The organism is Phycisphaerales bacterium, assembly GCA_016716475.1.
In the GTDB taxonomy this organism is placed as follows: domain Bacteria; phylum Planctomycetota; class Phycisphaerae; order UBA1845; family Fen-1342; genus JADJWG01.
Genome location: JADJWG010000001.1, coordinates 253,174 through 267,332 on the forward strand (window position 1 = coordinate 253,174; position 14,159 = coordinate 267,332).

Genomic DNA, 14,159 nt, shown 5'->3' on the forward strand with positions numbered 1-14,159 from the left:
CGCGTCTGTGTCCCCGGTCATCTAGTGGTAGAATGGTGAGCGTTGCAGTCCGTGACGCAGGGGAGCGCCCATGACCGCTTTGCTCGCCAACGGAATCGGCATCGAATTGGTGCTGCTCTTCGGCGTGATTGTCCTCGCGCCCGTCATCCTCCTCATCGCCTTAGCCGAATCGCTCGTGTTCCGTGTCGTTCTCGCTGCCCCCTACCGCCGAGTGTTCGTACCCGTCCTTGCCGCCAACATGCTCTCGACACTTGCCGGCGTCGTGGTCTTCATCCCGGTCGATGCCACCTTCGGCCACATCGGCAGGACGCACTCGGTACCCGACCTGGTGCGCGCGTACCCAGCCGCCGCGCTGACTTCCATTGCCGCCTATTTCGCGTTCTCCGTGCTCGCCGAAGCCGCGTGGCTCCGCCGTCGTGTGTTTCGCACCCGCGTCCAGCGCAGCACGGGCCGGATTTTGAGCGCCGTGCTGGTGGCCAACCTCTGCACGTATCTCGTCATCGCACCGCTGGTTTATATTTACGGGCGACCCCTCGACGGCCTCGAAACGACTTACGATGTCCGATGGTCCGCGAACACCGGCGAAGTCCTCTACTACATCGATCGCACGACTGGCTTCGTTATGCGCAAGCGCATCAGCGTCGCGGACCGCGACGCCCACGTGCTCGTGCCCTTTCCGACCCATTCGTTCCTGATCAGCGCGGATGAATCGCTCGTCGCCTACACCGCACGCGGAGGCGGGCTCTATCTATACCGCCCCGAACACGACGACGAGCCGCACCACTTGCCCACCACGCTTCGCACTGCCTCGACGGAGAACGTCGCGATCTCACCCGATAACCGACGAATCGCGTTTCTCGAGGCCGTGCATGACGAACCGGCTTCTGGGCCGTACCAACACTTATGGCGCATCCGTGCCTTCGACGGCGAGACCGGGGACGTCGCCACCGTCGGTACTCTACCGGAAGCTCCCGCGCCGGGAGCCATCGCCTGGTCCGCCGACGGGGATGACATCCTCGCGACGTGCCGGGAGACGCGCGATGTGTTCGTGTTCACAGCGCGGCCCCCGTTCGGACTCCGCCACCGCCGCCAAGAGCCGCCCTCACTGGACGAGTTGGCGGTCGTATACGGCCGGGAAAATCCCGGCGTCCTCGGCGGTGGCCACTATCGTGTCGGCGAGTACAAGGTCTTATGCTCTCCCTGGACCATCGACGGTATTCGCGTCATGCGTGACGATGAGCTCGTGTTCGCCATTAGTCACTGGTACAGCCGCCTCTCTCCCCCACACATGTACGCCCCCATTATGGGCGCCATACCGCTGCCGAACGGTGATGAAATGCTTGTAGACTGGGGCACCCGCACGTACCTTCTCGACATTTCCGCACGCAAGCTCGGCCTCGCCGCCGACGGGCATGGGGCGGTTCTCCGTACGTCACATTTTCGCGCCCGCCTCGCAGAACCGCACGACGATGACAGTGCGATCGTTAACTAGTAGCCGCCTGCGCCCTACCCTGCGCTTTCCATGCCGGCATGTTCAGGGCGGGTCTGGTCAGTCATGTTCGCGCAATGCTTCCCGTTCGCAGCGATTGAGTGCCCCATCCATCGGGCATAAGCTGTTCCGGATGCGCAGCCGCCGCGCTGCCGCACTCCGTCAGCGGCGACCGCATCGGATCACCGGGCCTCCCCCAATCCTATTCCATGACCACAGGCACACTCACCTGTCCCGCACCATCCACCGCTGCGACGGTCACGATCTCCAGCACTCCCTCCGCCTGCCGCCCTGGGAGCAGCAGCGCTCGCCGCGCCCCAGGGGCCAGTCGCAGATACCACGCCCCGCCATACCGCGCCCGCACCAGCCACCAGCGCGGGTCGGTGCCCCCTTCCGCGTTCAGCGTCACCCGCACGTTCTCGCTCTCGGGCACCGCGAACAGTGCGGCCGCCGGGGGCGCCGGTGCGCCTGCTGCCAGCCACGGCGACGCCGGCACCAGCGCCGGATCGCGGTAGGGCCCGGTTCGCAGGGCGTCGGCGATGCCGCCCGCATTCCGCAGCAGCGCCCGTGCGCTGAAATGCACATTGCCGCCTGCGCGCAACTCGGTCCGTGTCAGGGCGATCTGCTGCACGATCTCTTCCGCCGGCCAGTTCTGCTCTCGGTCGGAAACGCGACTCGTGAAATTCCCCGCCCATAGGTGCCGGCTGCGGGTGTTCTGGTCTGCCCACCAGCTCAGCAGGACGGGATAGCTCTGGGCCGGCTGCGCTATCCGCCAGTACAACTGCGGCGTGAAGTAGTCGAGCCAGCCCTCCGCCAGCCACCGCCGCGCGTCCGCGTAGATCTCCGCATAGGCATCCAGCCCGCGAATCTGCGGCGGATGCCCACTTCGCCAGATTCCGAATGGGCTGATGCCCACCTTCACGTGCGGTTTCTCCGTACGCACCATCCGGTAGAGATCGGCAACGAATGTATTGATATTCTCGCGCCGCCAGTCGTCGCGCGCCAGGGTACCGCCCCGCGCCCGGTAACGGGTGAAGGTCTCATCGTCGGGAAAGGCGATCCGCTGGTTGCTCGCATCCCGTTCGGGGTAGGGGTAGAAGTAATCGTCGAGATGCACCCCGTCCAGATCGTACCGCCGCACGACATCGCGAATCACCTGCAGTACGTACGCGCGCGCTGCCGCCTCTCCGGGATCGAGCCAGAGCTTGTCGCCGTAGCGCCGGACCCATTGTGGCCGCTGCAGCGTGACGTGGCGCGCTGCGGCCGGCTGGCGGCCGCCGAGGCCCACTCGGAAGGGATTGAACCACGCATGCAGTTCGAGCCCGCGATCATGCGCCTCGCGAATGGCGAAGGCCAGCGGATCGTAAACCGGGTCCGGTGGACGGCCCATTTCACCAGTCAGATATTGCGACCACGGTTCGGTGCGCGACACGTAGAAGGCGTCGCCGATCGGGCGGACCTGAAGAATGACGGCGTTCAGTCGCAGCTCGGCTGCGAGATCAAGAAGGCGACGCAATTCACTCTGCTGCTGCTCCGTGGACAGCCCGGGGCGCGAAGGCCAGTCGATGTTGCCGACCGTGGCGATCCAGACCGCGCGAAACTCACGTGGCGGCATGGGCGCTGCGCGGGTGGACGCAAGCACACCCGGCCGGCCCTGCAGCTCGGGCTCGGCGTGGCGCTGCGAGCAGCCCGTTTGGAACACGACCGCAAGTCCGACCGCTGCGAACACCGCCAGGAGGCCGCGTCCACCGCCACGCGCCGCAACCTTGCAGCCCACTGGCCGCACCCGGTGGCCTGTCATCTGCGAAGTGCACATGTATACTCGCTCCTGTGCAGCCGGGCGGCGTCACTGGCGCGCCGCAAGCCAAGCCCTTTTGGCGCGCCAAGCACGCCGTCGGGCCGGCATTCTAGGGCGATTCGGGCGCAACGAAAAAGCCCGACGGCAACGCCGGGCTTTCTCGAGCGTCCTGTACCGAACTCGGGCAGGCGAAGTGTTACTTGACTTCGACCTTTGCGCCGGCCTCTTCGAGCTCCTTCTTCCACTTCTCGGCATCTTCCTTGCTGACGGCCTCGAGCAGTGGCTTCGGCGCCTCGTCGACCAGGGCCTTGGCCTCCTTGAGACCCAGGTCCGGACGCGCGGCGCGCACTACCTTGATCACCTGCAACTTCTTGTCACCGCCATTCGCAAGAATGACGTTGAACTCCGTCTGCTCTTCCACCGCTGCGGCCGCCGGTCCTGCGCCCGGACCCGCCACCATCACCGCACCGCCCGCCGCCGGCTCGATCCCGTAGGTATCTTTCATGTAGTCTGCCAGCGACTTCGCCTGGACCAGCGTCAGGCCGGCGATCTTGTCGCCGATGTCCTTGATCGCGGCGTCTACCGTGGGTGCTTCTGCCATGATGAAAACTCCAACCTCTGATGTTCAGCGACCGCCCTGATAGCTGGAGCCCCATTGGCTCCATTTCATCCGCTTCGCGGAGCACTCAGATGCGCATCGCAGCAGTCACAAATCACGGCGGCCGACTGCGGTGCAGCGGCCGCGTCGATGTCCTATCCGACGCGCGCGACGGCTTCGCCCTTCTCAAGCTTCTCGATCAGGGTCTTCAGCAGGCCGGCCACGGCAGCGTCTGGACCGAGCGCCGCTCCGATCACGTTGCCACCCGGCGTCAGGATGAGGCGGACGATACGGCCCTGCATGTCAGCCCGGGTCGGCATCTTGGAAAGGCCCTGCACGCTTTGCTCGTCCAGGTACTCACCGTCGATGACCGCACCGCGCAGGCGGAAACTGTCTTTCGGGAACTTGGGGGCCCATTCCTCCAGCAGCTTCGCCACCTCGATCGGCGAATCACCACCGGTGACGAGTGCCGCCGGCCCCTGCAGCTTATCCGCGAGCGGCTCCAGCGGGCGACCTTTGACCGCGCGGCGAAGCAGCGAGGTCTTCACAACCTCCATCTGCATCCGGCGGCCCCGCAGGTCGCGCCGAAACGCGTTCGTCGTGAGGCCGTCCACGCCGACCAGTTCGATCCAGACCGCATTGTCTGACTCAGCGTAGCGCTCCGCCAGATCGCGGGTCATCATTTCCTTGACGAGCTTGCTCATGGGCTTACTCCGTCCCCGCCGTGACGGCCATGTCGAGAATGACCGCGGGCGTCATGGTGCCGCTGATGCAGATTTTCTTGATGTACTGGCCCTTGGCCGCCGACGGTTTGACACGCTTGATGTGATCGACGAAGGCGACGATGTTCTCCTTGAGATCCTCGTCGCTGAAGCTCAGTTTGCCGACCACGGCATGCACGTTGCCGCCATTGTCGTTGCGAAACTCGAGCTTGCCGGCAGCGTACTCCTTGACCGCCGTCGCGATATCCGGTGTCACCGTGCCGCTCTTGGGCGACGGCATCTTACCCTGCGGACCGAGGACACGACCCAGCTTGCCGACCTTGCCCATCATGGACGGGTGCGCAACCGCTACATCGAAATCCATCCAACCCTTGGATACCTTGTCGATCAGCTCATCGCCGCCGGCTTCGATCGCCCCGGCGGCTTTGGCGGCCTCGGCATCCTGGTCCTGGCAGAAGGCAATCACGCGCTTCTTCGCACCGATGCCCTTGGGCAGACTCAGGGAGCCGCGAATCATCTGGTCCGCCTGCCGGGGGTCAATCCCGAGGTGGCAGACGAGATCGACAGTCTGGTCGAACTTGGTCTTGGTGTAGGTTTTGAGGCGTTTGATCCCCTCTTCGAGGGGTAACGGCGCCGGCGGGATCTTCTCCAGATCCTTCTTGTACCGCTTGCTGCGAAATCGCATTTTCAAGCTCCCACTACTGTTGCGGCCCGTGGTAAGGCCAACCAGGTTGTCACACATCCCCGCCGAAGAATCGATCCCGCCCGCCAGGGGGGGCCCGCGGAATCCCGGCAGCTTCGTCAACCACCAAGGGGTGACGCGCCGCGCTCAGTCGACGACTTCGATGCCCATCGACCGGGCCGTACCCGCGACGATCTTCGCCGCCGCGTCCAGATCGAAGGCATTGAGGTCTTTCAGTTTTGTCTCGGCTATCTTGCGCACGTCCGCCGAGGTTACCCGCCCCACCTTCGTGCGGTTCGGTTCACCGGAGCCCTTTTCTACTACGGCCTGCGAAGCATCGAGCGGCTTGGCCGCCTTCACGAGCAGTACCGCGGCGGGCGGGCTCTTGACGACAAACTCGAAGCTCTTGTCCTTATAGACGGTGATTTCGACCGGGCAGGTCATCCCGTCCATCTGCTTCGTGCGCTCATTGAACTGCTGCACGAATTGCGCAATGTTCACACCGTGCTGGCCGAGCGCCGGTCCGACCGGCGGTGCCGGTGTGGCTTTTCCGCCGGGGGCCTGCAACTTGATCTTGGCAATGATCGCCTTCGCCATCGTTCACTTCCTGTGGCCTGACACCCGCCCCCCACCCGGGGATGCTTGCCTCTTACCGCGGGCCGCTACAGCGGCTCCACCATCCAGTACTCGATCTCGATCGGCGTCGGCCGGCCGAAAATCGCCACGATCACACGCACGGTCCCCTTCTGGCTGTTGATCTCGTCCACCGTGCCTTCAAAATTCTCGAACGGGCCTTCCGTCACCTTCACGCGGTCGCCTGACTTGAATGCCAGGTTCGCCAGCGACGGACCTTCGTCCGGCTTGATTGCCGCCGCGACCATTTGTTCGACGTCCGACATCGGCATCGGCGAGGGCTTGCCGCCCGAACCGATAAAGTCACCGACCCCGGTCGTTTCCTTGATCACGAACCAGACGTTCTCGGGGATGCGGCCATCCTGATCGGTGGCCATCTCCACGAAAACATAGCCCGGATAAAGCTTCCGATGGTAGATCCGGGAGGTGCCGCCGCGCACCCGCTTCTCTCGCTGGGTCGGCACCAGGATCCGGCCCACCCACTTCTCCAGCTGCTCGATTTTCACCTTGCGCTCGAGGGCGTCACGAACCTGGTCCTCCTTGTTGGAGGCCACCTTCAGCACGTACCAGCCCATGCCGGGCTGGACGATCGGCACCTCTTCCTTTGCGGCGGGCCGCTCCGGGCGGGTGCTTTCGGCAGGCACAGCCGCGGGTACGACTTCCGGCGGAGGCGTGGTTTCGACATCGTCGGCGAAGTTCGTCATGGTTGTCCGCGTGAGAAGAGGTCCTGAAGGATATCCACCCGCAGTACGCCCATGCCACTGAACATGAGGATGAAGATCAGGTCCACCACGAACAGCAGGATCGACAGTGCCAGGACCGTAATGATCACGACCTTGGTCGCACCCCACACTTCCTTCCGGCTGGACCAGTTGACTTTCTTCATCTCGCCTTCGGTGGCGATCAGGAAATCGCCCACCCGGGCATGTTGGCCCACAAAGCGAAATATGAGATAGGCCAGCGCCACGAGTACCAGTACGGGCACGAGCGTCGTCACCCAGACATTGTCAACCACCGTCAGGCGTTCCCGTACGAAGTTCGCCGCCGCCAGGGCCAGGAGCCCCGCGCCGGCGGATGTCGACCAGCGGACGTACTGTCCCTGGCCGGACTTGTAAATCTTGAACGGCGTGCCACCGCCGACCGGGGTTTCGTGTACGCGCTCTGCCATAGTTTCGCCACTGCTCCGGGCGGGTCTTTCGGGCAACCCGCCCCACCGGATCGGCGCCCGTGCCACGGTCCCGCACGCCGCTCGGATCAATCAGGAGCGGAGGGACTCGAACCCCCAACCGCCGGTTTTGGAAACCGGTGCTCTACCAATTGAGCTACGCTCCTTCCGCCGGTCGGGCATCCGTTTGAATTGCCGACCGACTACTTGCGCTTGATCTTGTGCATGGTCCGCTTCCGCAGCCGCGGGCTGTACTTGACGAGCTGCAGCTTCGGCACGCCGCCCTGCACGTTGACGGTCGTGCGATAGTTCAGATCGCCCGTCTCCGTGCACTGCAGCCAGACCGACTCTCTCTTTTGCGCCTTCGCCATCGCTCACTCTCCGCACACCCGCGGTTGCGACCGCTCGGTTACTCCAGGATCTTCGTCACCACGCCCGAACCGACCGTCCGGCCGCCTTCGCGGATCGCGAAACGGAGGCCGTCTTCCATCGCGATCGGGTGCTGGATTTCGACCCGCATCTGGATATTGTCGCCCGGCATGCACATTTCCGCCTTATTGCCGTCGCGGCCGATCAGTTCGACGATCGAGCCGGTGACGTCTGTCGTGCGGAAGTAGAACTGCGGGCGGTAACCCGGGAAGAACGGCGTATGCCGGCCGCCTTCTTCCTTCTTCAGCACGTACACCTCGCCGAGGAACTTGGTGTGCGGGGTGATGCTGCCGGCCTTGGCCAGCACCTGCCCACGCTCCAACTCCTTCTTCTCGACACCGCGGAGCAGCAGTCCGACGTTGTCGCCGGCGATGCCCGAGTCGAGCGTCTTATTGAACATCTCGACACCGGTGACGACCGTCTTGCGGCCTTTCTCGGCGTGCAGTCCGATGATTTCGACTTCTTCGCCGACCTTGATCTGGCCACGCTCGATACGGCCGGTGCCGACCGTGCCACGGCCCTTGATGCTGAACACGTCTTCGACCGGCATCAGGAACGGCTTGTCCTGCTCGCGCTGCGGCTCCGGAATCGCGGTGTCGAGCGCGTTCATCAGCTCCACGATCGGCTGGAAGCCTTCGGGCTTCTTGTCGACCGCGGCCTGAATCGCCTGCGTGGCCGATCCCCGGATAACCGGGATGTTGTCGCCGTCGAAGTTGTACATGCTGAGCAGTTCGCGCACTTCCATCTCGACCAGCTCGAGCAATTCATCATCGTCGACCAAGTCCACCTTGTTCATGAACACAACCAGCGCCGGCACGTTCACCTGGCGGGCGAGCAGCACGTGCTCACGCGTCTGCGGCATCGGACCGTCAGCCGCGCTGACCACCAGGATCGCGCCGTCCATCTGGGCCGCACCCGTGATCATGTTCTTCACGTAGTCGGCGTGACCCGGACAGTCGATGTGGGCATAGTGCCGCTTCTCCGACTCGTATTCGACGTGCGCCGTGGCGATCGTCAGAATCTTTGTCGGGTCACGCCGGCCGTCCGATTCGGACGCCTTCGCGATCTCGTCATACGACTTGGCCTGAGCCAGACCACGCGCTGCCTGCACGATGGTCAGGGCAGCCGTCAGGGTCGTCTTGCCGTGGTCGACGTGACCGATGGTCCCGACGTTCACGTGCGGCTTGGTACGTTCGAATACACCCTTCGCCATTGAAGCTCTCCACTCGTCAACCGGGGGGAGTCCGCTCCCGGTGTGGCCGTCTGCGGCCACCGTGCCCTGGGGTCTGACTCGTCCTCTGTTTCTACCAGCGATTTCGCGACCGGTCCCGTTGGTGATCCACAGCCGTCCGGAAAGCTGCTGATGGGGGTTGAACCCATGACCTCCTCCTTACCAAGGAGGCGCTCTACCACTGAGCTACAGCAGCACGCCCGTTCTGCGCTTGGCGATCGCCAACAGACCCACCGGCCGGCCCTTACGGGTCGACCGGAATGAGGCATTGTAAATGGCGCCGCCAGCTTGTCAAAAAGAAAAATGTGGCTCCGACCCGCCCCGACATGGTATAAGAGCGGGGCTCGGAAGCCCCTGTGCGGCACCCGAACGCTTGGGGGCAGGCGTTTCCGCACCGGACCCACGTTCGGACGAGGCCCCCGATGCTTGCCGTCCTCCGCCGGAAACTTGCTGAATTACCCCATCAACTGCGCGACGGACTCACCCAGGCGCCCCAACGTTGGCGTGATTGGCGTACTCGCTACCGTGAAGACCCCGGCATCTTCTGGCATGGCCCGATTCCCAGACTGGCCGGCCTGATCATTCTCGCCCTGCTTGCTTTCTTCCTGGTTCAATGGCTGATCGACGGCCTCGCCCCCCCCGGCGATCGTAACCGGTCCGCGACTGCACAGACCGCCGTGCTGTACACGATCTGCAACAACCCGGCCTGCGGCGTATCCGGGCAAACGCAGCAGGCATTGAACTTCAACGACTGGCCCATAACGTGTACTAGCTGCTCGCAGAAGACCACCTACCGCGCCACGCGGTGTTCGGATTGTCGCCGCTGGGTGGCATTTCTGAATGGCATGCCAGGGGCCTGTCCCACTTGCCGAGGTGCCCATGTCGCGCCCCAGCCCAACGACCTTCCGACACGGACCGACCGTCGCACCGACGACGATGATGATCCCTGGTAGTCATCCCGGCTGTGCCTATCCCCGAACGGGGCGATGGCAGCGATGCGCGCCCGTCGGGGTGTGCACCGCTGCCATCGGGTGATTCGCACTCCCTTATCCGGGGGATGCTACTGCGTACCATTCCCTCCGGTCTCGGGCTCGGCCGCCGGCTCGGTTGTGGGTTCAGTCGGTGACGGCTCAGTCGTCGGCCGAGTGCGTGTGCGGGGGGCCGGTGGCTCCTGGTAATGCGTAACCGATTGTGTGCGGCTGATGAGCTCCTCCTGGGTAGTCACTGCCGCACTCGAGCGGTAGAAGTTCAACTCGCGAGCCACATTGGCGGCCTTGACCAGCAAACTGAACCCGGTGACGACCATGGGTTCCCGTGCAACCTGCGCCGGCAGCGCCATCTGAGCCAGAGTCGGCAGACTCAACATGGTCGACAGTTCCTCACCGTACCGCGTGAGGTTTTTGAACTGCACTGCGGTAACAGGTCCGCGGAGTGGCAGCCCATCGGTCTTGAACTGCTCATTCTCAGCGAAATTGGGCTGTTCACCCCTGGCGGCCTTCACCACCGCCTCCACGGCATGGGGCGAGTTTCCGACGATCATCTGGTCCTGAAACACTCCCAAGGTGGGTTGCCCCAGCATCGCGCTCATCATCATGGGCAGAATGAGCAGTTTGAATTCGGCGTCCTCGCCGATCCGGTGATCCTCGATGCTGCCCCGCTGCTGCTCCATGATCGGCGCAAGCTGATTCATCGCAAAATCCAACGCAGCGCGGGCCGCCTCCGCATCGCGCACACCGAGCATCCAGACCGAATCCGTCGACGACCGTGAGCGCAGGTTCGCGGAGAAAGTCGCGAAGGAACCACTCGGCCAACCCAGCAGCAGCTTCTCCAGGTTGAAGCCCAGCAGGTCCTGCTGGGCCCGCATCTCCGCAATCATCGCGGCCCCCTCGGGGACTTCGCGCTGCACAAAATCGATGAGCCAGTCGTACGCCACCTGCACGCCGATCCCGTTGGTTACGTACATCGACGTGGCCTGCTGCGGGATCATCTTCAGTGGCTCTTTCAGCACGGGATTGCTGTACAGTGCTTGGAAAAGCGGCTTCTCGCGCGCGGCCGCCCGCAGCAGAGTGACGGATTCCGCGGTGGTTTTCATACCGTCGGTGGACTGCACCGAAGCCGTGTACTCCCACACATCTACCGCGTCGACGAGCTTCGGCAGGAAGCCCAGCGGGTTGACCGGTTGGGTCGCCGGGGCATCACTGCCGCCGTCGCGCGGCAGTGGCTCGAACGCCTGCGCGGTAATCGTCGCGAATTGACGCAGTTCCTGCATCATCCGGGCGACATCCACGAAGGTATACGAATCGGTAGCGGAGGGCAGCTTCTCAAGGGCGCCGGTGATCCGTGCACTGCTCTTGACGCTCGCGGCCTCGGCCGGGCTCTCACCGCGCAACAGCGCGAGGGATTGCTCCACCAGTGCGGTGTTGATGCCCAGGAGGATGACCTCGTCGTGCCGCGCCAGTGTCAGCGAAAGCGGCGGAACCATGTTCGCCACCAGCAGGCGATGCACAACGCGCCGCCCCTCACCTTCCGAGCGCAATTCGAGCTGCCCCTCGGGGAGCAGCTTGACCAGTCCCTTGAAGAGATTCTCCAGCGGCTCGAACGCGTCGGTCGTCTTGTCCGGCGCCGGCAGAAACAGTCCGAGGGCCTCCAGCCCGGTCGGGAAGCCGACCTTCATCGCGAGCGCGCCCTCCCGCGCCCACAACTCCGCCCAGCGGACGCGGGTCGCACGCTCCGCCAGCTCGTCCCACATCAGGTCAAACGCGGTCAGATCACCCTGCCGACGCTCCACATCCGTCCGCAACAGCCGCTTCAGGTCGCGCTCGAAGCCCTGGCGCTCCACCGCTGCCCAGACGCGTGCGTACTGCTCACGCACAAATTTGCGGCCGTCATGATCGCGCCACTGCATCACGGCCATCACGTCGGCCGGAACCGCCTCCGACAAGCGGAACGGTTGCACATCCGCGGCCGCCGCGTTGCCCACCAGCCACGCCAGCCCCACCAAGACGATCATCGCGGGCCACCTCTGAGCCGTGCTCCTCACCATGCGCGCGCTCCTTGCTTCTTGGGATTGTCCGGTGCCGCCACGCAGGCCGGCCACAGGTCTGATGCGCCCGGACGCTCCGGAACCGGGGCGACGTGCCCACAGCCGGACCGACCTTCGGCCGCTGATATCCTACCGCCACTGACAAGCGTGCAAACCTGGCGGATCGATTCTGCGCCCCTCCCCACAAGTATCGACAGGCCCACCTCACTTCTTGCCCGGCCGCTTGTACTGGCGGTGGGGCTTCCAGCCCTCCTCATCACGAGGCTTCGACGCCTTGGCTGGACGCGCCTTGGTCGCGGCGACCCGCAGTTCCGGCGAGTCGCGCAGTTCCTTGATGTGATCGCGCAGGGCGGCCGCCTTTTCGAAATCGAGTTCCTCGGCCGCCTGCAGCATCTCCGATTCAAGCTGCCGCAGCAGTTCCTCGCGGTCGTAGTCGCCCTCGTCGGCGTGGACCGCCTCGCGCACCCGCCGCATCGCCGCCACTTCGGTCATCAGGCCCTGCCGGATCGCCTTGCGCACAGTGTCCGGTGTGATACCATGCTCCTGGTTGTAGGCCACCTGCCGTTCTCGCCGCCGGCTGGTTTCGTCCATGGCGCGCTGCATCGCGGCGGTTACACGATCCGCATAGAGGATGACGCGGGCATCGACGTTGCGGGCACAGCGCCCGATCATCTGGATGAGCGAGGTCGCGCTGCGCAGGAAGCCCTCCTTGTCGGCGTCCATGATCGCGACCAGGGACACTTCCGGCAGGTCGAGCCCCTCGCGTAACAGGTTCACGCCTACCAGCACGTCGAAATTGCCCAGCCGCAGCTCGCGCAGGATCTCCACACGCTCCAGCGTGTCGATCTCGCTGTGCAGGTATCGGCCGCGCAACCCGGCCTGCTGGATGTACTGCGAGAGATCCTCAGCCAGCCGTTTGGTCAGCGTCGTGATCAGGATACGCTGTCCGGCCGCCACGCGCTGCTGGCATTGCTCCAGCAGGTCCGGCACCTGCCCGCGGGCGGGTTTCACCTCGATCTGCGGATCGACCAGTCCCGTCGGCCGGATGATCTGCTCGACGGTCTCGCCGCCGCACTTCTCCAGTTCGTACGGACCCGGCGTCGCCGAGACAAATGCGACCTGATGCCACATCTGCTCGAATTCCGCGAAGCGCATGGGCCGGTTGTCCATGCAGCTCGGCAACCGGAATCCGTGCTCGACAAGCACCTCTTTACGCGCCCGGTCTCCGTTGAACATCGCGCCGATCTGCGGGATGGTGACGTGCGACTCGTCGATGATCAACAGGAAATCCGGCGGAAAGTAGTCCACCAGCGTGTAAGGTTTCGCGCCCGGCGCAGTTCCATTCAGGTGCCGCGAGTAGTTCTCAATCCCACTGCAATACCCCACTTCCTGCAGCATCTCGAGGTCATACTTGGTACGCGCCAGCAGCCGCTGCGCCTCCAACAGCTTCCCCTGGTGCCGCAGTTGCAGCACACGCTCGTCGAGTTCCTGCTGGATCGAAGCCAGCGCCCGCTCGAGATTCTCCTCGGGCAGCACGTAATGCACGGCCGGGTAGATGAACACCTGCTCACGCGCCTGCAGGATCTGGCCGGTCAGCGGATGAATGTACGCCATGCGCTCCACCGTGTCGCCGAACAGCTCGATGCGGATCGCGAATTCCTCCTGGGCCGGGGCCAGCTCGATCACATCACCCCGCACGCGGAAGGTGCCGCGCGCCAACTCCACATCCTTGCGGTCATACTGCAAGCGCACGAGCTTCTTCAGCAACTCGTCACGCTCCCAGGTCTGCCCGACCTGCACGTTCACCACGCTGGCTTTGTACTCGTCCGGGGAACCGAGGCCGAAGATGCAGGAAACGCTCGCCACCACCACCACGTCACGCCGCGAGACGACCGAGCTCGTCGCCGCCAGCCGCAGCCGGTCGAGATCGTCGTTCCGGGAAGCATCTTTCTCAATATAAATGTCGCGCTGCGGGATGTAGGCCTCGGGCTGGTAGTAGTCATAGTAACTGACGAAATACTCGACCGCGTTGTGCGGCAACAGCTCACGGAATTCCTCGAAAAGCTGCGCCGCGAGCGTCTTGTTGTGGGAGATGACCAGGGCCGGCCGCCCGAGCTGCGCCAGCACGTGCGCCATCGTGAACGTCTTGCCCGACCCCGTGACACCCAGCAGCGTCTGAAATGCTTTCCCCTCCCGGAATCCGCGCACCATCTGCTCGATCGCCCGCGGCTGATCGCCCTGGGGCTGAAACGGACTGACGATTCTGTACGCGTTCACGGCACACTCCCGTTGGACGTACAAAGGCCGAACAGGGCATTATACCGAGCGCAGGGAATGGGAAGCGGGTAACAAGTAGAAATGCAGAGCGG

At 64.2% G+C, this 14,159-nt stretch carries 13 protein-coding genes and 2 tRNA genes; 2 read left to right on the forward strand and 13 right to left on the reverse strand.

The genetic code is table 11. The features are described from left to right. Positions 1 to 70 precede the first annotated feature (70 nt). Positions 71 to 1,492, forward strand: a complete 1,422-nt coding sequence (locus tag IPM18_01130) for a hypothetical protein (GenBank protein MBK9118195.1) — start codon at positions 71 to 73, stop codon at positions 1,490 to 1,492. 199 nt (positions 1,493 to 1,691) lie between these two features. On the opposite strand, the gene IPM18_01135 is transcribed toward IPM18_01130, so the two are convergent. The 11 genes from IPM18_01135 to IPM18_01185 all read right to left on the reverse strand — a co-directional run bounded on the left by IPM18_01135 (position 1,692) and on the right by IPM18_01185 (position 8,943). After that, on the reverse strand, positions 1,692 to 3,104 hold the full coding sequence (locus tag IPM18_01135; protein MBK9118196.1) for a family 10 glycosylhydrolase: 1,413 nt from the start codon (positions 3,102 to 3,104) through the stop codon (positions 1,692 to 1,694). 379 nt (positions 3,105 to 3,483) lie between these two features. After that, positions 3,484 to 3,888 carry a 50S ribosomal protein L7/L12 gene (gene rplL / locus IPM18_01140; protein ID MBK9118197.1) on the reverse strand — a complete coding sequence of 135 codons (405 nt, stop codon included), beginning with the start codon at positions 3,886 to 3,888 and terminating at the stop codon, positions 3,484 to 3,486. A gap of 152 nt (positions 3,889 to 4,040) precedes the next feature. Continuing rightward, the gene (locus IPM18_01145) at positions 4,041 to 4,589 is read right to left on the reverse strand and encodes a 50S ribosomal protein L10 (GenBank protein MBK9118198.1); all 549 of its coding nucleotides are present in this window, start codon (positions 4,587 to 4,589) and stop codon (positions 4,041 to 4,043) included. 4 nt (positions 4,590 to 4,593) lie between these two features. Next, entirely contained in the window at positions 4,594 to 5,292 is a 699-nt protein-coding gene (locus IPM18_01150) for a 50S ribosomal protein L1 (protein ID MBK9118199.1), read from the reverse strand. Between the two features lie 144 nt (positions 5,293 to 5,436). Continuing rightward, a complete protein-coding gene (gene rplK / locus IPM18_01155; protein MBK9118200.1) occupies positions 5,437 to 5,886 on the reverse strand; it encodes a 50S ribosomal protein L11 in 450 nt (149 codons plus the stop codon). Between the two features lie 65 nt (positions 5,887 to 5,951). Then, positions 5,952 to 6,626: a transcription termination/antitermination factor NusG gene (nusG, locus tag IPM18_01160; protein ID MBK9118201.1), complete on the reverse strand. Its 675-nt coding sequence runs from the start codon at positions 6,624 to 6,626 to the stop codon at positions 5,952 to 5,954. After that, positions 6,623 to 7,090 carry a preprotein translocase subunit SecE gene (secE, locus tag IPM18_01165; protein ID MBK9118202.1) on the reverse strand — a complete coding sequence of 156 codons (468 nt, stop codon included), beginning with the start codon at positions 7,088 to 7,090 and terminating at the stop codon, positions 6,623 to 6,625. Before secE ends, nusG begins: the two co-directional genes overlap by 4 nt. A gap of 91 nt (positions 7,091 to 7,181) precedes the next feature. Next, positions 7,182 to 7,254: transfer RNA gene (locus tag IPM18_01170), tRNA-Trp, on the reverse strand. Positions 7,255 to 7,290: 36 nt separating this feature from the next. Next, positions 7,291 to 7,458 carry a 50S ribosomal protein L33 gene (rpmG, locus tag IPM18_01175; GenBank protein ID MBK9118203.1) on the reverse strand — a complete coding sequence of 56 codons (168 nt, stop codon included), beginning with the start codon at positions 7,456 to 7,458 and terminating at the stop codon, positions 7,291 to 7,293. A 38-nt stretch (positions 7,459 to 7,496) separates the two neighbouring features. After that, a complete protein-coding gene (gene tuf, locus IPM18_01180) occupies positions 7,497 to 8,729 on the reverse strand; it encodes an elongation factor Tu (protein ID MBK9118204.1) in 1,233 nt (410 codons plus the stop codon). 142 nt (positions 8,730 to 8,871) lie between these two features. Next, positions 8,872 to 8,943, reverse strand: a tRNA-Thr gene (locus tag IPM18_01185). Between the two features lie 226 nt (positions 8,944 to 9,169). Here IPM18_01185 and IPM18_01190 point away from each other — a divergent pair. Then, a complete protein-coding gene (locus IPM18_01190; protein MBK9118205.1) occupies positions 9,170 to 9,700 on the forward strand; it encodes a hypothetical protein in 531 nt (176 codons plus the stop codon). A gap of 107 nt (positions 9,701 to 9,807) precedes the next feature. Here the strand turns inward: IPM18_01190 and IPM18_01195 are convergent, their stop codons facing one another. Together IPM18_01195 and uvrB are read right to left on the reverse strand one after the other, a co-directional pair. Then, entirely contained in the window at positions 9,808 to 11,757 is a 1,950-nt protein-coding gene (locus IPM18_01195) for a hypothetical protein (GenBank protein MBK9118206.1), read from the reverse strand. A 237-nt stretch (positions 11,758 to 11,994) separates the two neighbouring features. Beyond that, the gene (gene uvrB, locus IPM18_01200) at positions 11,995 to 14,067 is read right to left on the reverse strand and encodes an excinuclease ABC subunit UvrB (protein MBK9118207.1); all 2,073 of its coding nucleotides are present in this window, start codon (positions 14,065 to 14,067) and stop codon (positions 11,995 to 11,997) included. Positions 14,068 to 14,159: the final 92 nt, after the last annotated feature.